14 protein-coding genes and 3 pseudogenes are annotated in these 21,820 nt (G+C 70.3%); 12 read left to right on the top strand and 5 right to left on the bottom strand.

Annotated features, from left to right (window positions below):
• Positions 1-5: 5 nt before the first annotated feature.
• The 7 genes from ACWIF2_RS25580 to ACWIF2_RS25550 all read left to right on the top strand — a co-directional run bounded on the left by ACWIF2_RS25580 (position 6) and on the right by ACWIF2_RS25550 (position 10,429).
• Positions 6-1,523 (top strand): long-chain-fatty-acid--CoA ligase, encoded by a 1,518-nt coding sequence (locus tag ACWIF2_RS25580; protein ID WP_454362978.1) that lies wholly within the window; start codon positions 6-8, stop codon positions 1,521-1,523.
• Positions 1,524-1,555: 32 nt separating this feature from the next.
• A complete protein-coding gene (locus ACWIF2_RS25575; RefSeq protein WP_454362977.1) occupies positions 1,556-1,801 on the top strand; it encodes a phosphopantetheine-binding protein in 246 nt (81 codons plus the stop codon).
• Positions 1,798-6,078, top strand: coding sequence for an amino acid adenylation domain-containing protein (locus tag ACWIF2_RS25570; RefSeq protein ID WP_454362976.1), 4,281 nt, complete (start codon positions 1,798-1,800; stop codon positions 6,076-6,078). The genes ACWIF2_RS25575 and ACWIF2_RS25570 overlap by 4 nt, the downstream gene beginning before the upstream one ends.
• A gap of 90 nt (positions 6,079-6,168) precedes the next feature.
• Positions 6,169-7,206, top strand: coding sequence for an ABC transporter substrate-binding protein (locus ACWIF2_RS25565; protein WP_454362975.1), 1,038 nt, complete (start codon positions 6,169-6,171; stop codon positions 7,204-7,206).
• A 56-nt stretch (positions 7,207-7,262) separates the two neighbouring features.
• The gene (locus tag ACWIF2_RS25560; RefSeq protein ID WP_454362974.1) at positions 7,263-8,237 is read left to right on the top strand and encodes a FecCD family ABC transporter permease; all 975 of its coding nucleotides are present in this window, start codon (positions 7,263-7,265) and stop codon (positions 8,235-8,237) included.
• 13 nt (positions 8,238-8,250) lie between these two features.
• Positions 8,251-9,144, top strand: a complete 894-nt coding sequence (locus tag ACWIF2_RS25555) for an ABC transporter ATP-binding protein (protein WP_454362973.1) — start codon at positions 8,251-8,253, stop codon at positions 9,142-9,144.
• 259 nt (positions 9,145-9,403) lie between these two features.
• Positions 9,404-10,429, top strand: coding sequence for a magnesium and cobalt transport protein CorA (locus ACWIF2_RS25550; RefSeq protein ID WP_454362972.1), 1,026 nt, complete (start codon positions 9,404-9,406; stop codon positions 10,427-10,429).
• Between the two features lie 43 nt (positions 10,430-10,472).
• Here the strand turns inward: ACWIF2_RS25550 and ACWIF2_RS25545 are convergent, their stop codons facing one another.
• Positions 10,473-12,236 carry a hydroxysqualene dehydroxylase gene (locus tag ACWIF2_RS25545; protein WP_454362971.1) on the bottom strand — a complete coding sequence of 588 codons (1,764 nt, stop codon included), beginning with the start codon at positions 12,234-12,236 and terminating at the stop codon, positions 10,473-10,475.
• Between the two features lie 378 nt (positions 12,237-12,614).
• Between ACWIF2_RS25545 and ACWIF2_RS25540 the strand changes: the two genes are divergently transcribed.
• A complete protein-coding gene (locus tag ACWIF2_RS25540; RefSeq protein WP_454362970.1) occupies positions 12,615-13,829 on the top strand; it encodes an esterase/lipase family protein in 1,215 nt (404 codons plus the stop codon).
• Between the two features lie 183 nt (positions 13,830-14,012).
• Here the strand turns inward: ACWIF2_RS25540 and ACWIF2_RS25535 are convergent, their stop codons facing one another.
• Positions 14,013-15,449: an FAD-dependent oxidoreductase gene (locus ACWIF2_RS25535; protein ID WP_454362968.1), complete on the bottom strand. Its 1,437-nt coding sequence runs from the start codon at positions 15,447-15,449 to the stop codon at positions 14,013-14,015.
• A 461-nt stretch (positions 15,450-15,910) separates the two neighbouring features.
• Between ACWIF2_RS25535 and ACWIF2_RS25530 the strand changes: the two are divergent.
• Positions 15,911-16,744 (top strand): annotated as a pseudogene (locus ACWIF2_RS25530) (DNRLRE domain-containing protein); the annotation flags it as partial.
• A gap of 44 nt (positions 16,745-16,788) precedes the next feature.
• Here ACWIF2_RS25530 and ACWIF2_RS25525 read toward each other — a convergent pair.
• Positions 16,789-17,196, bottom strand: a complete 408-nt coding sequence (locus ACWIF2_RS25525; RefSeq protein WP_454362966.1) for a type II toxin-antitoxin system PemK/MazF family toxin — start codon at positions 17,194-17,196, stop codon at positions 16,789-16,791.
• Between the two features lie 117 nt (positions 17,197-17,313).
• Here ACWIF2_RS25525 and ACWIF2_RS25520 point away from each other — a divergent pair.
• Positions 17,314-18,019: pseudogene (locus tag ACWIF2_RS25520) on the top strand (IS701 family transposase); the annotation flags it as partial.
• Between the two features lie 12 nt (positions 18,020-18,031).
• On the opposite strand, the gene ACWIF2_RS25515 reads toward ACWIF2_RS25520, so the two are convergent.
• The gene (locus ACWIF2_RS25515; protein WP_454362964.1) at positions 18,032-18,562 is read right to left on the bottom strand and encodes a PadR family transcriptional regulator; all 531 of its coding nucleotides are present in this window, start codon (positions 18,560-18,562) and stop codon (positions 18,032-18,034) included.
• A gap of 122 nt (positions 18,563-18,684) precedes the next feature.
• On the opposite strand from ACWIF2_RS25515, the gene ACWIF2_RS25510 reads away from it, so the two are divergent.
• Positions 18,685-20,007, top strand: coding sequence for an MFS transporter (locus ACWIF2_RS25510; RefSeq protein WP_454362962.1), 1,323 nt, complete (start codon positions 18,685-18,687; stop codon positions 20,005-20,007).
• A 579-nt stretch (positions 20,008-20,586) separates the two neighbouring features.
• Complete coding sequence (locus ACWIF2_RS25505; protein ID WP_454362960.1) at positions 20,587-21,453, top strand: arylamine N-acetyltransferase family protein; 867 nt, start codon at positions 20,587-20,589, stop codon at positions 21,451-21,453.
• On the opposite strand, the pseudogene ACWIF2_RS25500 reads toward ACWIF2_RS25505, so the two are convergent.
• Positions 21,436-21,820, bottom strand: a pseudogene (locus tag ACWIF2_RS25500) (hypothetical protein); the annotation flags it as partial. The gene ACWIF2_RS25505 and the pseudogene ACWIF2_RS25500 overlap by 18 nt on opposite strands.

The following is a 21,820-nucleotide window of genomic DNA, read 5'->3' as shown; positions in this document are numbered from 1 at the left end:
CGACCATGAAGACGCTCGTCCAGACCACCCGGCACCACGCCGAGCGCCGACCGGACCACCCGGCGGTGCTCTGCGAGGGCCGCACCCTGACCTACGCCGGCCTCCACCGCGAGAGCAACCGCGTCGCCCACGCCCTGCGCGCCGCCGGGCTCACCCCCCGTGACCGGGTCGCCTACCTCGGCAAGGAGTCCGAGCACTACTACGAGATCCTCTTCGGCTGCGCCAAGAGCGGCACCGTCCTCGTCCCGGTCAACTGGCGGCTCACCGCACCCGAGGTCAGCCACATCCTCCGGGACTCCGGCACCCGGCTGCTGTTCGTGGAAGAGGAGTTCGCGGCGGCCGTCGAGACGGAGCCCGAAACCGTCGTACACCTGGGCTCCCTGGAAAAATGGCGGGCACCGCACCCGCACCATGACACGGAGTTCGAGGCCACCCCCGACACCCCCGTCGCCCAGCTCTACACCAGCGGCACCACCGGACTGCCCAAGGGCGTCGTCCTCGCCCACCGCAGCTTCTTCGCGATCCGGGACGCCCTGGCGAGCGAGGGGCTGGACTGGATCGACTGGCGGGCCGGCGACATCGCCCTGATCGGCATCCCCGGATTCCACATCGGCGGGCTGTGGTGGGCCACCCAGAACTTCAACGCGGGCACCACGGTCGTCGCGATGCGTGCCTTCGCCGCCCGCCGAGCCGTCGACCTCATCCGCGACCTCGGCGTCACCACCGCCTGCGTCGTGCCCGCCATGCTCCGCATGATGCTGACGGAACCCGGCGTCGGCGCCGAGGACTTCACCACCCTGCGCAAGACGGTCTACGGCGGCTCCCCGATCTCCGAGGCCCTGCTGGAGGAGAGCCTCGCCGTCCTCGACTGCGAGTTCGCCCAGATCTACGGCCTGACCGAGACCGGCAACACCGCCGTCTGCCTGCCACCGGCCGCCCACGTCCCCGGCAGCCCCCTCATGCAGGCCGCGGGCCGCCCCTACCCGGGAGTCCGCGTCAAAGTGATCGACGGGGAGGGCCGCGAACTGCCGCCGGGCGCCCTCGGGGAGGTCTGCCTGGCCACGCCCGCGCACATGGTCGAGTACTGGGGACTGCCCGACAAGACCGCCGAGACGCTGGTCGACGGCTGGATCCACACCGGGGACGCCGGATACGTCGACGAGGACGGCTACCTCTTCATCCGCGACCGGATCAAGGACGCCGTCCTCGTCGCCGGGGAGAACGTCTACCCCGCCGAGATCGAGAACGTCCTGGAAAGCCACCCCTCAGTCGCCGAGGCGGTCGTCGTCGGCGCCCCCGACGAACGCTGGGGCGAGTACGTGCACGCCTTCGTCGTCCCCACGGCCGGGCAACAGCCCAAGCCCCGCGATCTGCACGCCTTCCTCGTCCCGCGGCTGGCGAGCTTCAAGCTGCCCGCCCGCTACGAGTTCATCGACAGCGTCCCGCGCAACCCCAGCGGCAAGATCCTGCGCCGGGAACTGCGCGACCGCTTCTGGGGCGACTCCATACGCAAGGTCAACTGACCGGCCACCACGGCCCATCGAGAGAGAACGACATGCCCGCTCCCCTCACGCTGGAGGGCTTCCGCGCCGACCTGGCGGAGTTCCTGCACCAGCGGCCCGACGAAGTCGACCTCGACGAGAACCCCTTCCACGCGGGACTGGACTCCCTGCGCGTCGTCACCCTCATCGAACGGTGGCGGGAGACCGGCGTGGACGTGACCTTCGTCGACCTCGCCGAGTGCACCTCCTTCGCCCAGTGGTGGCAGCTGCTCTCCGCACCTCGGGGAGGAACCACGTGACAGCGGTGCGCCACCCGTTGCTGCCCGCCCAGGAAGGCATCTGGACGGGCCAGCAGCTCGACGCGGACAGTCCCGCCTACAACACCGCCGAGTACGCGCACATCCACGGACCGGTGGACCCGTCCGCTTTCGACGCGGCGCTGCGCCACGTGGTCGCGGAGACGGAGGCGCTGAACGTCGCCTTCGTCGTCGACGATGAGGGCCGCCCCTGGCAGATCGACGCCCCGGTCACCGACTGGCGACCGCACATGGCGGACCTCAGCACCGAACCCGACCCGCACGCGGCGGCGCTGGCCTGGATGGACCAGGACATGGCCCGTCCCGTCGACCTGACGCGCGGCCCCCTCTTCGGCCACGCCCTGCTGCGCGTCGCACCGGAGGAGTACCTCTGGTACCACCGCGTCCACCACATCGCCCTCGACGGCTTCGGCCTGTCCCTGGTCGCCCGCAGGGTCGCCCAGGTCTACACGGCCCTGACGGCGGGCGAGCCGGTCGAGGACAGCGGTTTCGGCACTCTGGCCTCGGTACGGGACGAGGAGCGGACGTACCGCGAGTCACCCCGCTTCGCCCAGGACCGCGCCCACTGGACGGACCGCTACGCGGACAAGCCGCCCGTGGCCACACCCGCCGGCCGCACGGCCCTGCCCGCGCGTACCTTCCACCGCCGGGTGACCGACCTCGACGCCGCTCGGACAGCCCCGCTGCGTGCCGTCGCCCGCGACCTCGAGGTCACCTGGTCCGAAATCCTGCTGGCCGTCACCGCCGCTCACCTGCACCACACGACCGGAGCCCCGGAGATCGTCCTCAGCCTGCCGGCGATGGGACGGCTCGGCTCCGTCTCGCTGCGCGTCCCCTGCATGGTGCGCAACATCCTGCCCCTGCGCGTCACCGTCACCCCCTCGGACAGCCTGCGCGACCTCGCCACCCGGGTCTCCGCCGAACTCCGCTCCGGACTGCCCCACCAGCGCTACCGCTACGAGCACCTGCGACGCGACCTCGGACTCGTCGGCGGACAGCGCCGGCTGTCCGGGCCGGGCCTCAACATCATGCCCTTCGCGTACGACCTGCGGTTCGCCGGACACCGCAGCACGGTCCACAACGTCTCCGCCGGCCCCGTCGACGACCTGTCCGTCAACGTCTACGACCGCTCCGAGGGCGGATGCCTGCGCATCGCCGTGGACGCCAACCCCGGCCTCTACGACGAGGCGGACGTCACCACGTTCCAGGAGGGGCTGCTCTCCCTGCTCGAAGCAGCCGTCGCCGCCCCCGACCGTCCGCTCGCGCAGCTGCGTGCGCGCGAGGCGGTCCAGGTCCTGGACGGAGGTCCGCTGCCCGGCCCGGCGCGTCCGGTCCTCACCCTGATCGCCGACCACGCGGCCCGAAGCGGTGGATCCGTCGCCGTGGAGCATGACGGGCGCGGCATCACCTACGCGCGACTCCTCGACTCGGCACACGCGCTCGCCGGCCGCCTGTCCGCTCGCGGGGTCGGCCACGGCGACCTGGTGGTCGTAGCCCTGCCGCGCGGCATCGAGGCCGTCACCGCCGTCCTCGGTGTCCTGCTGTCCCAAGCGGCCTACTGCCCGCTCGATCCGACGGCGCCCCCGGCGCGCCGAGCCGAGCTGCTGGACGACGCCCGCCCCACGCTCGTGGTGACGTCCGGCGCCCACGCCGGCGACTTCACGGGCCGGACGGTTCTGCGACTCGACCAGCCGGAACCCGAGTCCGCGGCCGCCTCGCCGACGACACCGGCACCGACGCTGGACGGCCTCGCCTACGTCATCCACACCTCGGGCTCCACCGGCCGCCCCAAGGGCGTGGAGATCGGCCACCGGGCCCTGGCACACTTCGTGTCCGGCGCCACCCACCGCTACGGCCTCCACCGCGGGGACCGCGTCCTGCAGTTCGCCCCGCTCCAGTTCGACACCAGCGTCGAGGAGCTCTTCCTCACCCTCTGCGCGGGCGCCACCCTCGTGGTCCGCACCGGCGACATGACCGAGTCGGTCCCCGGGTTCCTTGACGCCTGCGCCGGGCTGCGGATCAGCTTCCTCGACCTGCCGACGGCGTACTGGCACGAACTGGCCTACGCCGTCTCGACCGGTGCAGCGACCTTGCCGGCCGAGGTACGCACCGTCGTCATCGGCGGGGAACCGGCCCTGCCGGCACGGGTCGACGGCTGGCGCAAAGCCGTGGGGACATCGATCCGGCTGCTGAACACCTACGGTCCCACCGAGGCCACCGTGGTCGCCACCGTCGCCGACCTCCACGACCCCTCCCTAGCCCCAGGGGACGTCCCCATCGGCCTGCCGCTCCCCGGCACCCGCGCCGCGGTCGCCGACGGCGAACTGCACCTCCTGGGCGACAACCTGGCGCTCGGCTACCGAGGGGAACCGGTCCCGGACGCCTCCCGTTTCGCCCCGCTCGACCGACTCCCCGGGGCGCCCCGCGCCTACCGCACCGGTGACCTGGTGCGGATCGGCGACGACGGGCAGCTGCGCCATCTGGGCCGTGCGGACGCCGAGTTCAAGATCAGCGGACACCGGGTGCACCCGGCCGAGGTCGAGAGTGTCCTGGTGACTCATCCGGGAGTCCGCGATGCCGTTGTCGTCGGGCAGGTACTGGGCGACGGAACACGGCGGCTGAGCGCGTACGTCGTCCCGGACGGGCCCGCCCCGGCCGTGGCCTCGATCCGGGACCGGCTCCGCGCGGTGCTGCCCGCCGCGCTGATCCCGTCGGCCGTCGAGTTCCCGGACCGCCTGCCCCGCACGAGCTCCGGGAAGATCGACAGGACGGCGCTTGCCACGTCCGGCGAGGAGTCGGCGGTGGCGGTGGAGGTGGCAGTGGCCCACAGCTCGCTGGAGCGCACCATCGCCGCCGTCTGGCAGCGCACGCTCGGCGTGGCCGCCGTGTCCGCACAGGACGACGTCTTCGACCTCGGCGCCCAGTCGCTCCAAGCCATCCAGGTCGCCAACCGGCTCGGCGTCGCACTGCGCCGCGAGGTGAAGGTGGCCTGGCTGTTCCAGCACCCGACCCCGGCCGGGCTGGCCCGGTGCCTGGAGGGGCAGGGGCAGTCGACGGCCGCTGGTCTTCCGACGGTCCTGCTCACCGACACCGTCCTCGACCCGGACATCCGGCCCGGCGACAGTCCTCGGACGGACGGCACGCCGGACAGGGTCCTGCTCACCGGCGCCACCGGCTTCGTCGGCGTACATCTGCTGACCGAACTCCTCACCGGCACCCACACGGAGGTCGTCTGCACGGTCCGCGCTCCAAGCTCCGCCGAGGCCACCGCCCGCCTTCACCAAGCCCTGGAAACCCACCGGATCCACCTCCCCGACACAGCGAAGAAGCGCATCACGGCGGTATGCGCGGACCTGGCCCGCCCCCGACTCGGCGTGGACGAACAGACGTTCAGCGACCTTGCCCGCACCTGCGGGGCGATCCTCCACAATGCGGCGACCGTCAGCATCATGCGTGACTACGCCAGCCTCCGCGCCGCCAACACCCGCTCCACGAAGGACCTGTTGCGCATGGCGGCCGTACGGTCGGCCCCCCTGCACTTCATCTCCACCCTCTCCGTCGCCCCGCCCCTCGCCCTCAGTCCCGAGGTACCGGAGGAGTTCCTGCCGCCCCACCCCGGACTGCGCTACGGCTACCAGCAGTCCAAGTGGGCGGCCGAGCGCCTGCTCGAACAAGCCGCCGAGCGGGGGATGCCGGTCACCGTGCACCGGCTGGGCCGCGTCGTCGGCCCGTCCGCCACCGGCTACGTGAACGAGCGGGACTTCCTGTGGAGCGTGCTGCGCGCGGGGGTTCCGGCGGGCATCGTGCCCGATCTGTTCGAGGAGGAGGTCTGGACGCCGGTCGACCATGTCGCGAAGGCCCTGGTGCACCTCTGCTTCAATCAACCTCCTTCAGCAGTGGGGGTGTTCAACCACGCCCACGGCGCCCCCGTGCGGCTGAGTGATGTCTATGACTGGCTGGGGGAGTACGGCTACACCCTGCGGAGCATGCCGCTGGACCAGTGGCGTGCCGAGCTTCCCCACATGTCCGGCGCGGCGGCGACCACGCTCGCCTTCTTCGACTCCTGGGGCGCCGAACCCGACCTGCGCCTGGGGCGTGTCCGTGCGGACAACGTCGTGAACGGTTTGCGCGGCAGCGGCATCACGTACCCCTCCGTCGACCGGGACATGGTCTTCCGCTACCTCGATCACTGCGTCGCCACCGGAGCGCTGCCCGCCCCGGTCCGTAAGCAGGGTCAACTCCCACTTCCAGCAGAGTAGGTGACCTCGCCGGGAACTCCCGGGCTCAGCCCTCCGACTACTGCACCAGAACCCACCACACTCACGAACAGCCCGCAACAAGGAGCAAGCATGCCGACGAAACGGCCGGTCGCCGTCGCCCTGGCCGGTGCCTTCTGCCTCATCACCACGGCATGCGCCGACGCCTCGACGGACAAGGACGGCGCCACGGACGGCAACGCGGCCGCCGCGCGGTCCGGCTACCCCGTGACCCTCGACAACTGCGGGGTGTCTCAGAAGTTCACCCAGCCGCCCGGCCGCGTCGTCGTCATGAACGGAGCCTCGGTCGCCGAGGTCTCCACGCTGCTCGCCCTGGGCCTCGGCGACAAGATCGTCGCCAACCAGCAGAGCTACGGCATGTCCGAGGTCCCCGGCCGCGCCAAGGCGATCAAGGCGCTGCCCGACGGGGACGTCAAGCTCAACGACGCCTATGACATCCCGCGTGAGGCGATGATCGGCCTGCGCCCCGACCTGGTGCTGTCCACGACGTCCTACGGCTTCGACGAGAAGAACGGCTTCGCCACCCGCGAGCAGCTGGGGCAGGTCGGTGCCGACACCTACGTCTCCCCGCAGGGCTGCGACCAGGACACCTCCAAGATGACCATCGCCGACAGCTACACGCTGCTGCGCGACATGGGCAGGGTCTTCGGCAAGAGCGACCGCGCCGAGAAGCTGATCGCCGCCTCGGAGAAGAACATCGCCGCCGTCTCCGCCAAGGTGAAGGGGGAGAAGAAGCCCAAGGTCATGGTCCTGTTCTCCAACATGACCATGGGCGGCAACGACTTCAGCTCGGTCGTCGCCAAGGGCATCTACAACGACATCCTCGCCCGAGCCGGCGGCACCAACGCCTTCGAGAACGCCTCCAAGACCTCCTTCGCCGACCTGAGCAAGGAGAAGGTGGCCGCCACCGACGTCGACGCCCTCGTCGTCATCGGCTACAACGACCCAGACCCGGCGGCCTACGCCGAGAAACTGCTGAAGGAGTTCCCCCATTGGCCGGCCGCGAAGAACAAGAAGTACGTGGCGCTGTCGGACTCGATGTACCTCGGCCCGAGCAACGACCTGGCCGTGGAGAAGATCGCCGGAATGCTGCACCCCGACAAGGCCTGAACGGCCTGCGGCTGTCCCTCGCCGTAGGCGTCCTGCTGGTCGTCCTCGTCGCCGTCATGGTGGTGGCGGTGAGCATCGGGGCGGTGACCATCCCGGTGGCCGACGTGTGGCGGATCCTCCTGCACCACGTCACCGGGCAGGGCGCCACCGCCGACCCGGCGACGGATCAGATCGTCTGGAGCTTCCGGGCGCCCCGCGTCGCCCTGGCCGCCCTGGTCGGCGCGGGCCTCGCCATCGCCGGGGCGGTCCTCCAGACCCTGGTCTCCAACCCCCTCGCCGACCCGATCGTCCTGGGCTTCTCCTACGGCGCCTCGCTCGGGGCCGTACTGGTCATCACCCTCGGCGGTGCCGCACTCGGCGGGCTGGCCGGCCTCGGGGTGTCGGGTGCCGCGTTCGTCGGTGCCCTGGCGGCCGGGGCCCTGGTCTTCGCCCTCGGACAGCGGCGGGGCCGCCTGGCCCCCACCCGCCTGGTCCTGGCCGGAGTAGCGGTCGGCTACGTCTTGCTGTCGATGACCAGCTTCGTTCAACTGCTGGCCACACCCACCGAGTTGCGGACGGTGATGTTCTGGATGCTGGGCAGCGTCGCGGGCGCCCAGTGGGACCAACTGCCCACCGTCACCGTCGTGGTCCTGACGAGCACCGTCGTACTGACCCTCTTCGGGCGGCGGCTCAACGCCCTGCTGGCCGGAGACGAGTCCGCCACCGCGCTCGGCGTGGACGTCAACCGGCTGCGCACCGTCCTGCTGGTCATCAGCGCGCTGCTCACCGGCACCGTCATCGCCGTCGCCGGCGGCATCGGCTTCGTCGGCCTGATGATCCCCCACCTGGTCCGCCTCACCGTGGGCGCCGACCACCGCAGGCTGCTACCCCTGACCGCACTCCTCGGAGCCGTGTATCTGGTTGTCGTGGACCTGCTCTCCCGGACCGTCAACCGCCCCAACGAACTGCCGCTGGGCATCCTCACCGCCCTGCTCGGCGCCCCGTTCTTCCTCTGGCTGCTGCGCCGCGACAAGGGCTTGGACACCGTATGAAAAAGATCGCTGTATGAAACTGACCGTGGACAATCTCCACATCACCCTGGACCGCAAGCCGATCCTCCGCGAGGTGAACCTGGAGGCCGCCAAGGGCGACATCGTCGGGCTCGTGGGGCCCAACGGCAGCGGCAAGTCCACCCTGCTCCGCACCGTCTACCGCTCACTGCGCCCGGCGGACGGCGTCGTCAGGGTGGGGGACGACGACGTCTGGGAGCTGTCCGCGCGCACCGCCGCCCGCCGTACGGCAGCCGTGCTCCAGGACGCCGGCACCACCACCGGCCTGACCGTGACCGAGATCGTCGCCCTGGGCCGCACACCCCACCACGGCCTCATGGGCCGGGACGGCACCGAGGACCGCAGGGCCGTGACGGAGGCGGTCGACCGCTGCGGCGTCGCGCCCTTCGCGGACCGCGACTACGCCACCCTCTCCGGCGGCGAACGCCAACGTGTCCTCCTGGCCCGCGCCCTCGCCCAGCGCCCGCACCTCCTGGTCCTGGACGAACTCACCAACCACCTCGACATCCGCGCCCGTTTCGAACTCCTGGACCTGATCCGCAGCACCGGGATCACCACCCTGGCGGTTCTCCACGACCTCGACCTCGCCGCCCGGCTCTGCGATCACCTCGTCGTCCTCCACGAGGGCGAGGTGGTGGCGGCCGGACCCGTACTGGAGGTCCTGACCCCGGACCTCCTGCGCGGCGTCTTCGGCGTACTGGGCAGGACGGAGCGCCACGAGGACGGCGTCGTCCGCATCACGTACGCGGCCCAGCCGCTTGCCCCCGGCCCGCCTGGAACGGCGTACTCCCAGGTCCCGGCCCGTGGTGTAGGGGATCCGTCAGCATCGGTTCGATCGCCGTCCGCGTCCCGTCAGGAAGGGTCGGAGCACCCCGCGAGCCGGGCGTAGAGTCACCGGAGAGCCCCGGTACGCATCCCCGCACCACCATGGAGCCGGGCCGGGCCGGGCCATCGCCGGCCCGGCGGGCAGCGCGCTGTACCTCGTCCTGCCCGTCAATCGCACGGGCGGCCACACCTTGGTGGCCGTCGACGGGGGACCTCCCCCCACCGCCGCCGCCCGCTCCTCGTCGCAGGACGCTGCTCACACTTCCGTGCAAAGGTGGTAATCGCGGCACGCGCGCCACCCGCGTCCCGCAAGGAGGTGAGCCATGACGGCCCACGACACGCCTCGGCAAGCGATCCCCGTCGTCGACTGTGCCCTGTACGAGTACGGGCGCCGCAGGCCCGGACGCCTGCCCTTGGACGAGGCCATGGACGTCACCCGCACCACCCCTGGCGGATTCGTCTGGATCGGCCTGCACGCCCCGACCGCCGACCAGCTCCAGATCGTCGCCCGGGCCTTCGGTCTGCACCCGCTCGCTGTCGAGGACGCCCTCCACGCCCACCAGCGACCCAAGCTGGAGCGCTACGACGACACCCTGTTCCTCGTCCTGCGCACCGCCGTCTACCTCGAACACGAGGAGCTGACGCCCACCACCGACATCGTCGGCACCGGCGAGATCATGGCCTTCGTCGGCCGCGACTTCATCGTCGTCGTACGCCACGACCCCGCCCGGCACCTGAGCGGTGTCCGCACCGCCCTGGAAGCCGACCCCGGGCGTCTGGCCCACGGCCCGGTCGCGGTGCTGCACGCGATCGCGGACACGGTCGTCGACCAGTACCTCGACGTCGTCACCGCCCTGGAGGGGGACGTCGACCAGGTCGAGTTCGACGCCTTCTCGCCGGACGCCAGACACGACGTCGGCCGCGTCTACCAGCTCAAACGCGAGCTCCTCGAGCTGCGTCGCACGGTCACGCCGCTGGCCCAGCCCTTGGCCGACCTCGCCGAGCGTCGCGTCCCGGGCGTGGACCGGGAGCTGGCCGCGTACTTCCGTGACGTCGCCGACCACCTGGCCCAGGCCGCCGAACGGGTCACCGTGCTCACCGAACTCGTCGACAACGCCCTGACCATGGCCCTCGCGCAGACGAGCGTCCAGCAGAACCACGACGTGCGCCGGATCAGCGCGGCCGCCGCCCTGATCGCCATCCCCGTGGCCATTGCGGCCGTCTACGGCATGAACTTCGACCACATGCCCGAGCTGCGCTGGCTGTTCGGCTACCCGACGATCCTGATCACCACCGCGGCCCTGGTCGCCCTCGTCTACCTGGTCTTCCGCAAGAAGCGCTGGCTCTGACACGCCGCTCTCCGACACGTCCGCGGTGGGACGCGGAGGGCGTTCAGCCGACGTCGAAGAGATTCGGCAGCCGGAGGAGGTAGCGGGTGCGGTCGTGCCGCTTGAGTGCCTCCATCTCCGGGGCCCGGTACAACGGCGTCACGGTGCACCGCTCGGCGGTCGAGCCGATCCGTTCCAGCAGGGCGTTGACGGCCTGCCGGGCCGAGGAGTTGGCGCCCTCCATGGTGGCGAGATCGATGGGCACGGCCACGTAGTCGCCGGCCAGGAAGAGGTTGGGGATCTTCGTGGCCGACCGCGGCCGGTGGTGGAACGTCCCCACCGGATGGATGAGCAGCTGCTCCTCGTTGACCGGGTTCGGGGTGCCCAGTCCGTCCACGGCCGGATCGAGGAACCAGGAGTGCAGCACGGAGTCCTTCAGGACCGTACGGCCGCTGTCGTTGAGCGCCGCCTTCAACTGCGCCCAGACCTCACGGGCGACTTCGGCACGGGTGCACTGCTTGGCCGTCTTGCCGTACAGGATGCCCGGCCGGTCCCACTCGGAGACGTCCACGGACAGGCAGTCCGCGACGGTGCCGTCGCCGAAGTCGGCGGGGAAGTCGTGGCCAGGCCAGTGCTGGGCCTGGGCGATCGCGGTCAGCGACCATGGGGAGTCGATCAGGTTGAGGTGGCCGTGCAGAATCGGCGTACGTTCGGTCAGATAGAACTGAATGCCCGTCATCCAGTCCGTCTCCAGCCGGTCGCACTCGGCCAGTTGGGGATCGGCGGCGCGTACGGCGGAGTTCCAGGTACGGCGGGCGTGCTCGACCGGCATCGCCGAAATGTAGTGGTCGGCGGTAACGGTCCGGCGCGCGCCTCCGGGGTCCTCCACGACAGCCCCAGCGATCTCACCGCCGGCCAGAGTCAGGTCCCGTACGGTCCAGCCGACGCGGAACTCGACCCCGAGTGACCTCAGGTAAGTCACCCACGGGTCGATCCAGGCCTCGTTGGTGGGCGCGTTGAGGATGCGGTCCAGCGGTCCGTCCGCGCCCCGCCCGAGGAGGTTGAAGATGAAGGCCTCCATCAGAGTGGCGACCGTACGGGTGCTGGCCTCCTCCGCCTTGGTGGCCACGATGTTGCGGGTGATGCCGACGGCGAGGATCCGCTGGTAGTCGTCGGACATCTGTCCGGCCCGTACGAACTCCCACCATGGCGTCCGCTCCCATACGTCGTCGCGGCGCTCGTCGCAGCTGGTGAGGAAGACCAGGAAGCGGTTGGCGAAGTAGAGGGCCTCGTGGAGGGGGAGGTTGAAGGCCGTGTCCAGGACCGCGGTGAGGGCGCGACGGATCTCGTCGGGGGTGAGTTCGGCCGGGGCGTCACCGTGCCCGGGCAGCGGGAGCCGGATGTCCTCACGGCCGCCCGACCGGGCGAACAGCATCTCCTTGGGGGCGACGAGGTTGTCGTGGACACCGCCCGGGTTGCCGGGGAACGGGATGCGCCGCATGGTGTCGGGCAGGTTGTGATAAATGCCGGGGATGAAGCGGAAGCCGTGCTCTCCTGGCAGGGGCCGACGACCGCCCGTGCCGCTGTCCGGCACGTCCATGCTGCGGGCCTTGCCGCCCAGCGCCTTGCGTTCGTAGACCGTGACCCGGAAGCCGCGCTCGGCGAGTTCGTGAGCGGCGGTGAGCCCGGCGACACCCCCGCCCAGCACGGCCACGGTCCGCACTGCCGCACCGCTCTCGGCCGAAGCCCGCTGGGGCGTTCCAAGAGCGACCCCACCGCCGGCGGCCGCGGCAGTGCCCAGGAAACTTCTTCGCGTGGTGCCGCTCATCGCCACCCCTTACCATCGGTAACATCGGCGCCCGAGGATATGAGCGGGGTGCCGATCCCGGAAGACGGCCGACATGACTTTGGCTTGATGCCGCATCACACGACGGTGCGGCTGCGGCGGACGTGGGTGACGGCCTGCTCTGACGCGAAGGCCATGGCGACTTCTGGAGAACGCACTGCCTCTGGGCCGAACGGGCGGCGCACCGAACGTATTCGCCCCTCACCCCCGATCCCTTCGTACGGATGAAGTGCCGGGCATTTCATGTCCGGCCGGTGACCGCACCTCTGACGATGGATCTGTCTTCGCGCCGCTCACAGTCCTTCAGTCCGCTTCCGGAGCGGGCTGCTGTGCCATGCGCGCGCACGGAAGGAGACGACCTTGTCCGAGCAGGAGCAGGCCGAGCGGACCGTCGGGGAGTTCACGCTCGCCGCCCCCGTGAGTGCTGAGCCGTCGGCCCCGCTGCCGTATCCGGTCCCGGAACCCGACGAGCAGTGGGAACTGCCGAACGGTTTCGCACATGCCTTCTACGGCGAAGGCAACCGAGGAATCACCCGGCCGGTGATCATGGCCGACGGCTTCAACCTCGGCAAGAGCGACCTGAAGTTGCTGTACGCCGGTCTCGACCGCGACTACCCCCTTCTGAGCGAACTGCGCCGCCGGGGCCGCGACGTCATCCTGCTCGGATTCGACGAGCGCTCCGCCTCGGTCCTGGACAACGCCGAAGCCGCGATGGCGGCCATCCTGCGCACCACCGCCGAGCAACTGGGCGACGCACCGCTGACCGTCGGCGGCTTCAGCATGGGCGGCCTGGTCACCCGCTACACCCTCGCCAAGATGGAGATGCGGCGGATGGACCACCGCACCCGTCTGTACTTCTCCTACGACAGCCCGCACCGCGGCGCCGTCGTGCCCGTCGGCCTCCAGGCGTTCGCACACTTCATCCCGGTCCAGAACCCCTTCGCCCGGCAGATGAACAGCCCGGCCGCCCGGCAGATGCTCTGGCGGCACTACGACCCGGAGACCGGGGAGATCGGGATCGCCCCCGAGCGCGAACAGTTCCTGGAGGAACTGGCGCGGATCGGCGGCTGGCCGGCCATCCCCCTCAAACTGGCGCTCGCCAACGGCCGTGGCAATGGCACGGGCCTGACGATCCCACCCGGCGAGACCGCCCTGAAGGTCGAGCGGATCTACCCGGGCACGACCTTCTACACCCAGGCGCAGGGCAAGGACGTCATCGTCGCCGAGCTGAAGCGGAGGTTCCCCCCGGCCGAGAAGACGATCACGACGAACGATTTCCCCGAACTGGACGGCGCCCCCGGCGGCACCCTCCGCTCCTACGGCATCCTCGCCGACACGCTGAAGAAGGCCGGCGCCGAGGTCGATCCGCGGCACGAGAGCGTCTGCTTCGTCCCCTCAGTCAGCGCGGTCGCGATCCGCGACATCGACCAGCAGAAGGACCTCTACGCGAACATCGACGAACTGCCCCCGGAGGAGAGCGAGTTCGACGAGTTCATCTGCTCCTCCGCCACAACGGCGCACACCGCCATCACCCAGGAACTCGGCGAGTGGCTGCTGGACCGACTGCCTGACTGACACGTCGATCGGCTGCCCGCGCCAGTTCAGTCCTTGACCGTGAACGGGCGGGATCCATGGGGCGGTCCCGCCCACCAGGTGAACTCCAGGGCGGCTTCCGGAAGGCCACCGCGGACGAGTTCGCGACCTTCCGGAACAGGACGCCGGCAGGGATCGGCGGCAGGTCTCCGGGCCCCACCTGGTTCAGGCGTGGTGGAGGCTTTGCGGGAAGTCGAAGAAATGGTCGGGGTCGTAGTCGTGAGCGATGGAGCGGAGGCGGGGGAGGTTGGGGCCGTAGTAGGCGGTGGGCCAGTCGGGAAGGTCGGGGTCGATGTAGTTGACGTATCCACCACCGATACCCAAAGCGCCGAGTCCGGCGATGATCTCGGCAACATTGCGAGTGACGTCGGGTTCGGAGGCCGTGGTGGCGGAGGCGTAGATCTGCGCTGTGGCGAAGGCGTTGCGGTGCGGGAAGGCGGTCTGGGCGGTGACAGTGTCGGCGACCGCGCCGCCGAGCGGATCGAAGATGAGGTTGGTGCCAGTCCGGCCGGTGAGCAGGCGCGTCAGGGCCTGGGGGTCGGGGGTTGGGGTGGTGAGGATCCGGGAGGAGGCGACGAACGACTCGCGGAGGGGCCTGCCGGAGAAGAAGCGCATGCCGTTGAAATAGTCGCGGTCCTGGATGTTGCGGCGGGTGGGTACGACGCCTGCGCGGAGAATCAGGTCGTCGAGTAGCGGGTAGCAGGCGGTGCTGGGGCCGACGAAGCAGCCGGCTACCCGGCAGCTGGGCGGATTGCCACCGGAGATGTTCAGGTTGGCCCACATTTCCCTGGGGGCACCGGCGATCCAGGGCTGCCAGGCGGTGAGGATCTCGGTCACCTTGCCCTCAGGGAAGGTGAGGACGAAGACCGTCAGGGCGGGGGCCGGGTCGGTGGCGAAGGTGAAGCGGGTGACGATGGCGAGGTTGCCCCCTCCGCCACCGCGCAGGGCCCAGAAGAGATCGGGGGTAGCGGCCGCCGTGGCCGTCAGGACGCGGCCATCGGTGGTGACGGCTTCCGCGGCGGTCAGATGGTCACAGGTCAGGCCGAATTTGCGTTGCAGGACCCCGATCCCGCCTCCGAGGGTGACGCCGGCGATCCCGACGGTGAAGCACGATCCGGCGGGCAGGCAGCGGTTGGCCTGCCCCACGGCGCTGTAGACGGTCCGCAGCGGTGCGCCGGCCCCGACCGTCACGCTGCCGTCCTCGGTGGCGTCGACCTGGGACATCCGGCGCAGGTCGATGACCAGGCCGCCGTGCGGCGCCGAATACCCGACGTAGGAGTGGCCGCCGCTGCGCGCCGCCAGCGGCACCCGGCCGCCCGCGGCCACCACGGCCTCAGCCACATCCGCCGCGGACGCGCACTGCGCCACCGCGGCCGGAACATGGTCGTCGTGCAGCGGGTTGAAGCCTTTGCGGGCGTCGTCGAATCCCACATCGTCCGGCCGGAGCAACGTCCCTTCGAGCCTCCCGCGCAGGCCCTCCCAGTCCACCGCCGCCGGGTCGTAACTCCCGGCGGCGGGTGCGCCGTACCAAGAGGGGGTCTCTGCGCCTGTCGTGGCCGAGGAACCGGCCCGCGGCGCGTGGAACACGGAGTCCCGCGCCATCGTCACCATCTCCGCTGCGAAGGAATCGGAACGTCGCGACGCAACGGACGTCATCGGCACCCGGAGCGTCGGAAAGCGGTGCCCTGAATGATGCGGACCATTTCACTCTAATACGGAGTAATCACCCGCTCCACTGGAGGAAATGCCCCCGCCGCGACGGGTGGCGCGGCAGCGGCGACCCCCGCCGCAGCGTGTGCAGGCGGCCGATGCGCCCGCACGGCCGACCGCCAGAGCCTCGACGGCGGCCGGGGGCTTGCGCGGCTGCTGGGGACCCAACGACGCCGTGCACGTCTGGGCCGGCTACCGCAGCGCTCGGACCCAGGCGTAGCGCGAGCAGGAAGAGCCCGCTGCACCGCGCTCACTCCGGAGGAGCGGGCCGCCGAGGACGCCGAGTCGGAGGCCGCCTATCGGGCGGACGTGGCCGACGCGGACCGGGAGCCGTACGACCCGTACGGCCGTCTCGGTCCGGCGAGCACACCCGCCGCGTACCGGTGGCGATGCAGGTGAAGCAGCATGGCTCCTCGATCGACCTCGTGGGTCACGCCGGACCCCGCATTCCTGGCTGACCCCACGACGCGGTACCCGGTCACCGTCGACCCCTCGACGTCCGTCCTCAGCAACGCCTTCGACACCTACGTCCAGCAGGGAGAAGCCCGCGACTGGTCCACCGACACCGAGCTGGACCTCGGCAACCCGGGCACCAAGAACGCAGGCGGCACCCCGCGTACCGCACGGTCCTTCATCACCTGGGGAACGGCTCCGCTCGCTGACGCCCTGGTGACGAACGCCGAGCTCAGTCTGTGGAACTTCCACTCGGGCAACACCGACTGCAAGCCGCAGCCCTGGACGGTCGGGTCGGCCGACAAGGCATCGGTCTCGAGCCGCTGGACGTCCCAGCCCACCCTGCACACCCAGCACGCGACGTCCACCCAGACCAAGGGCAACCCGAAGTGCGGCGCAGCCGGGTGGATCAACGCCGACGTGACCTCACTCGTGCAGACGTGGGCTTCCTCCAAGGCGCCGCAGTCCAGCATGGGCCTGAGGGCCGCAGACGAGTCCGCCGTCGGGCAGTGGAAGCGGGTCAACTCCGCCAACGCCACCAGCAATCCGCCCAGGTGACGGTCACGTCACTGCGGGACACGTTCTCCGACAAGGACGGCGACCGCGTCACCGGCACCTTCGAGATCGTCGACGCGGCGACCGGCAAGCGGGTGGGTGATTACCTCGTCTCGCCGAAGGTCGACTCCGGACGCGCCGCGGCCGTGACCGTCCTGGAGGGCACGCTCAAGGACGGTGCGTCGGTCGTCGACGAGATCGAGCTGGGCAGCAGAGGCGTCCGCTACTCATCGAGTCCTCCGAGACGGCGGGCATCTTTGATCTCGTGGAGTCTGGCAGCCGTCATCGGGGTCCACTCCCTGCTCTGTCCAGCGGCATGGAGGGCTTCTCCAACCTCGCTGAGCTTCGCGGAGGACAACACGCCCGCCCGCTCGATCAGGTCGTCCCGGGCCACGGTGGTCAGCCATGTGCAAGGAGTAAAGCCTGGACGCGGGAACGCCAACCGCAGCACGCCTTCGAAGGGCACTCCTTCCAGGGGGCCCACGGCCACCTCAACGCCGAGGCCGCTGATGTCGACGCCCGCTGGAGCGACGACCTGCATCGCCTGGAACCCGGATGACTCCTCGTCCGACAGCAGCACCACCGGGCGTCGCTCGTCGAAGTCGACCCACCAGACTTCGCCGCGTTGCATGTGTCCTCCTGGCACGAGCCGGCGGGTGAACATCGGTGTGTGAAGACTGAAGATTATGCGGTGGTCGCAGGTCACAGCGTAGACCCTGCCCGCTGGCAGGAGGCGTTCGAGGTGCTGATGTCCCGGAAAGCTGGCCGGTTCTGGCGGGTTGAGCCCCGGCGCCGGGTGAAGGAGTTGATGCTGGGGCCCTGCCGCGCAAGAACTGCTGGTCGATCGCCGAGTGGGCCGGGTGAGGCGAGTCCGGACGGCATGCAGCACCTGTTCGGCCGGGCGAGGTGGGATGCCGGCCGGGTGCGTGATGACGTGCGTGAGTACGTGCTGGAGCAGCTGAGCGACGAGGAGTCACCACCCGCGCGGGGAAGTTCCGAGCCGATGCCCTGGCCGCGAAGGTGCCGAGGCGGACCTGGCAGAAGCTGTCGGCCGGGGCTGGCGCCAAGGGACACCACTTCTACGACTGGGCCGTCATCGACCTGGCCGAACCCCGGGTCGGCAGCCGCCAGCCGTTGATCCGCCGCAATCGCACCACTGGCGAACTGGCCTACTACCGCTGCTGGTCGCCGACCCCGGTGCCCCCGACCACGCTGGTCCGCGTCGCCGGGTCGAGATGGCCGCTGGAGGAGACCTTTCAGTCCGGAAAGGGCCCGGCCGGACTGGACGAACACCAGGTCCGCCGCTTCACCTCGTAGTCTCGCTGGGTCACCCTGGCCATGCTCGCTCACGCCTTCCCCGCTGGCGTTCGCGCTGACGAACACGCCGGCCACCCCGCCCGGACGGCTTGATCCCGCTCACCTGCAACGAGATCCAGCGACTGTTCACGACGCTCAGCGCTTTCGTGTCACGCCCCCTCGGCGGGTCTGGCGTCCAAGGTCTCGTGCAACCAGGCGCGTTCGGATCGGGTCATGGCGCGGGCGATGAGCAGCATGCCGCGCCGGTAGGGGTCGTCGGTCTGCTCGGCTCGGACGGGCTTTTCGTCCTCATAGAAGAAGCTCGACGGGGTCTCGAGGAATGCCAGGCGGCGGCGCAGGACCGCGTGCTGCTCGGCGGTGTCGGGCAGCAGGGAGAGGAACGCCAGGATGGTGAACCAGCGGGCGAGGTCGCTGATCTCGTGGTCGGCGGGTTCGCGGAGGCGTTGCAGCATGTCCTCGCGACCTGTGGCGGTCAGATTCAGCACGTAGCGGCCGCCGCCTGACTCGGGGGCGGGGTGCCGTTCGATCAGTCCGGCCTTGGTGAGCCGGTTCAGCGCCGGATAGAGCGTGCCGTCGCTGACCGGACGGCTGTAACCGGTCAGTGCCGTGACGCGGCGGCGCAGCTCATGGCCAGGAAGGGGGCCTTCGGCGAGGGAGCCGAGGATCGCGAGTTCCAGCATGCCTCCAGCATCTCACATCGATTCGAGGTGCACATCGAATCGATGTTACGTTGGTGAAGGCCCGGATGTTTGTCCGAGTGCCACCGCCCCATCTGGCATCGCTATTCGCTGAAGGCAGTTCCATGGACTCCGCTGTGCCCGCCCCGACGGCAGCCGCCCTTCCCCGTTCCTCGATCGTGGTGGCGGCGCTGTCCACCGTCGTGGAGTGGTACGACTTCACGCTGTACCTGTACATGACCACGGTGCTTTCCCGGGTCTTCTTCGGCTCCGGCTCCTCCTCGCTCCTGGTCACCCTCGCGGTCTTCGCCGTCGCCTACCTGATGCGTCCGCTCGGCGCGATGGTCTTCGGACATGTCGGGGACCGCATCGGCCGGCGCAAGGTGCTGCTCATGTCGATGGCGGTGATGACCGCAGCGATGCTGGCCACTGCGCTGCTGCCCACCGATGCGCAGATCGGCGCCGCCGCCGGAACTCTGGTGTTGCTACTGCGCTGCGTGATGGGCCTCGCGGTCGGCGGTGAGTACACCGGGGTCACCGCCTACTTGGTCGAAGGCGCCGAACCCCGGCGCCGCGGCCTGGTCGCCTCGCTCGCCTCCGCCGCCAGCCAGATCGGCGCGCTGCTCGCCGCCGCCGTGGCCGCCCTCACCGTCACCCTCACCTCCGCGTCCGCGCTGGACGCGTGGGGCTGGCGCATCCCGTTCCTGTTCGGCGCGCTCCTTGCCGGCACCGTCCTGATCGCCCGCTCCACCATGCGGGAGTCGCCCGAGTTCCAGAAGCAGCTGGAAATTCCGCGGGAGCAGAGCCCGCTCTTGGTCACGTTGCGCACCCAGCGCCCCGCGCTCTACCGCACGTTCGCGATCTCGGCCCTCGGTTCGGTCACGTACTACGTCGGCATTTCCTATGTCCCCACCTACCTCGGCTCCGTCGGCGGCTTCGGCGAGTCCGACTCGCTGTGGCTGTCCACCCTCGCCGCCGTCGCGGTCGTCCTCGTCACGCCGCTCGCCGGTGCCTTGTCCGACCGCATCGGACGCCGCCCCGTGCTGCTGCTCTTCGGCGCTCTGGCGGTGGTGCTGCCGCTGACCATGTTCGGCCTGATGGCCCAGCGCAGCTTCGCCGCCGCACTGACCGGGGCGGTCGTCCTGGCCTGCGTCGCGGGCGGGATCAGCGCGGTCGCCTGTTCCGCGATCGCCGAGCAGTTCCCGGTCGCGCAGCGCCTGAGCGGCCTCGCCCTTGGCGCCACCGCCGCCACCGCGATCTTCGGCGGCCTCACCCCGTACGCCTCTCAGGCCCTGGTCGACTCCACCGGCTGGGCCCTCGTCCCCGGCGCCCTGGTCGCCGCCATCGCGCTCGCTGTCGTGCCCGTTCTGCACGGCCTGCCGGAAACCGCACCGGCCGGGCGCCGGCTGCGACCCCGGGGACGCACTCCTCAGCCTCAGCACCACTGAGCTCGTCCTGGCCGACGCGGCTCGCTCTTCAGCCCTCCCGTCAGTCGGTACGGACGTGCGGCAAAGGACGCGTCCGGCGACCGGCCGAAGAACGACGTGGCGGCGAGAGCCGACTGACGCCGAAGGTTCCGGCCGACGCCGATCGCTCGTACGCCGCGGGCAGGGTCTCCCCGCCGGGGAGCCAGCCCGCGACCGCAGACCTGGTCGCCGAGCTCGTCGACCAGTCCCACCACCTCGTCCTGGGCACCGTCGCGTGCAACCGCCGCCCCCGGATGACCGCTGACCCCAGGCCGGCGTCGCCTTCCAGGCCAGCGCCCGGTACATGAGCCAGGACCGGGCCGAGGAATTCGGCAAGCGCAACGCCGTCCCCGGCGAGCTCGCCGTCCGGCTGCGCCCCACCAAGGTCATCGCCTACGGCGGCGTCACCGACTGATGAGCACCGCGGCGCTGCCCACGCCCACCCCGCGCGGGCACCCGCGGAAGGCACTGTCCCACCATCACCCACGACCGCGGCACTGCCCTCGGTACCGCCGCCGTCGCGGTCATCCGCGTCGTTCCGAACCAGATCCAGAGGTCCTCATGAACTCCACCGCAGACCTGTACCTGAAGCGCCTCGGTGTCGAGGCTGAACCGCCGTCGGCCGAGGCGTTGGCCCGTCTGCATCGCGCACACGTCGAGCGAGTCCCGTATGACACGTTCTGGATACACCTCGCGCAGGGATGGGGCATCGACCCGGTCGAGTGCGCGCAGAGGATCGCCACCACTCGACGCGGGGGCTACTGCTTCCAGCTCAACAGCGCGTTCCACACGCTGCTCACGGAACTCGGCTACCAGGTCAGTCTCAACGTGGCCGGCGTCTATCTGGAGTCCGGACCGGACAAGGACACGCTGCTCAACCACACCACGATCATCGCCGAAGGTCTTCCGTCCGACACCAGTCCGAGCGGTCGCTGGTGGGTCGACGTCGGCCTGGGCGACGCCCTGTACGACCCCGTGCCGCTCGTCCAAGGCGCTTATACGCAGGGGCCGATGCGGTTCGGGATGGAAGCCGTCGAGCCTGAAGGCCCAGGAGACTGGCGGCTGACCCATGACCCCTCGGGCTGGGTCACAGGGGTGATCCTTGTCGACCAGCCTGTCGAGATGAACGTCTTCGCCAAGCGGCACCACTTCAACGCGACCTCTCCCGAGTCGGGGTACGCGAAGGTCATAACCGCGCAGCGACGCCACGCGGAGGGAGTGACACTGATGCGCGGATGCGTCCTCACGCACGCCAACGGTAGTGACGTCACAAAGCACACGTGTGAGTCCCTCCCCGAGTGGGTGGACGTGCTCGAGAGTGAATTCGACCTGTCCTTCGACGACGTGCCGGACGAAGCCATGGCGGCTCTGTGGACCTCAGTGCGACGCACCCACGACGAGTGGCTCGCATCACGCCAGAGCGCCTGAGAAGCCGACGACACGACAGGCGCTGGTCATTGCTGTCGACCGAGCCTCTTCATCGCCCAGATCGTCACCACGAGGAGCAGTAGTGGCCCCGGACGGGCGCCCGCGCAGGGCAATGCCCTCCCGCCATCCCCCTAACCCGCGGTACTGCCCTCGGTGCCGCCCGCGGGGTTGCCGCCGGTCATCTGCGTGAAGCTGGACAGGAACGCGGCGACCCGGCGGAACCTCGATCGGCGTCGGCCGGAACTGTTCGGCAGGGCTGTAGCCCATCGGCACGTGGAGCCAGAACTTCCGCGACGTGCCGGGGTAGATTGCGCCGTCCTTCCAGTCGAATTCGATCGTCTCGCCGGCGGGCGCGCCGGGCCGCGCC

The sequence above is a fragment of the Streptomyces sp. NPDC055506 genome, assembly GCF_053643595.1.
The sequence above is the reverse complement of the archived record's forward strand: the minus strand, read 5'-3'. Positions and strand labels throughout refer to the sequence as shown.

Excerpts from the sequence above, each read along its gene's own strand:
- ACWIF2_RS25525 (WP_454362966.1), bottom strand. The coding sequence starts at position 17,196 with ATGCAACGCGGCGAAGTCTGGTGGGTCGACTTCGACGAGCGACGCCCG.
- ACWIF2_RS25515 (WP_454362964.1), bottom strand. The coding sequence starts at position 18,562 with ATGCTGGAACTCGCGATCCTCGGCTCCCTCGCCGAAGGCCCCCTTCCT.
- ACWIF2_RS25560 (WP_454362974.1), top strand. The coding sequence starts at position 7,263 with ATGGTGGTGGCGGTGAGCATCGGGGCGGTGACCATCCCGGTGGCCGAC.
- ACWIF2_RS25545 (WP_454362971.1), bottom strand. The coding sequence starts at position 12,236 with ATGAGCGGCACCACGCGAAGAAGTTTCCTGGGCACTGCCGCGGCCGCC.
- ACWIF2_RS25580 (WP_454362978.1), top strand. The coding sequence starts at position 6 with ATGAAGACGCTCGTCCAGACCACCCGGCACCACGCCGAGCGCCGACCG.
- ACWIF2_RS25550 (WP_454362972.1), top strand. The coding sequence starts at position 9,404 with ATGACGGCCCACGACACGCCTCGGCAAGCGATCCCCGTCGTCGACTGT.
- ACWIF2_RS25565 (WP_454362975.1), top strand. The coding sequence starts at position 6,169 with ATGCCGACGAAACGGCCGGTCGCCGTCGCCCTGGCCGGTGCCTTCTGC.
- ACWIF2_RS25510 (WP_454362962.1), top strand. The coding sequence starts at position 18,685 with ATGGACTCCGCTGTGCCCGCCCCGACGGCAGCCGCCCTTCCCCGTTCC.
- ACWIF2_RS25555 (WP_454362973.1), top strand. The coding sequence starts at position 8,251 with ATGAAACTGACCGTGGACAATCTCCACATCACCCTGGACCGCAAGCCG.
- ACWIF2_RS25535 (WP_454362968.1), bottom strand. The coding sequence starts at position 15,449 with ATGGCGCGGGACTCCGTGTTCCACGCGCCGCGGGCCGGTTCCTCGGCC.
- ACWIF2_RS25575 (WP_454362977.1), top strand. The coding sequence starts at position 1,556 with ATGCCCGCTCCCCTCACGCTGGAGGGCTTCCGCGCCGACCTGGCGGAG.
- ACWIF2_RS25505 (WP_454362960.1), top strand. The coding sequence starts at position 20,587 with ATGAACTCCACCGCAGACCTGTACCTGAAGCGCCTCGGTGTCGAGGCT.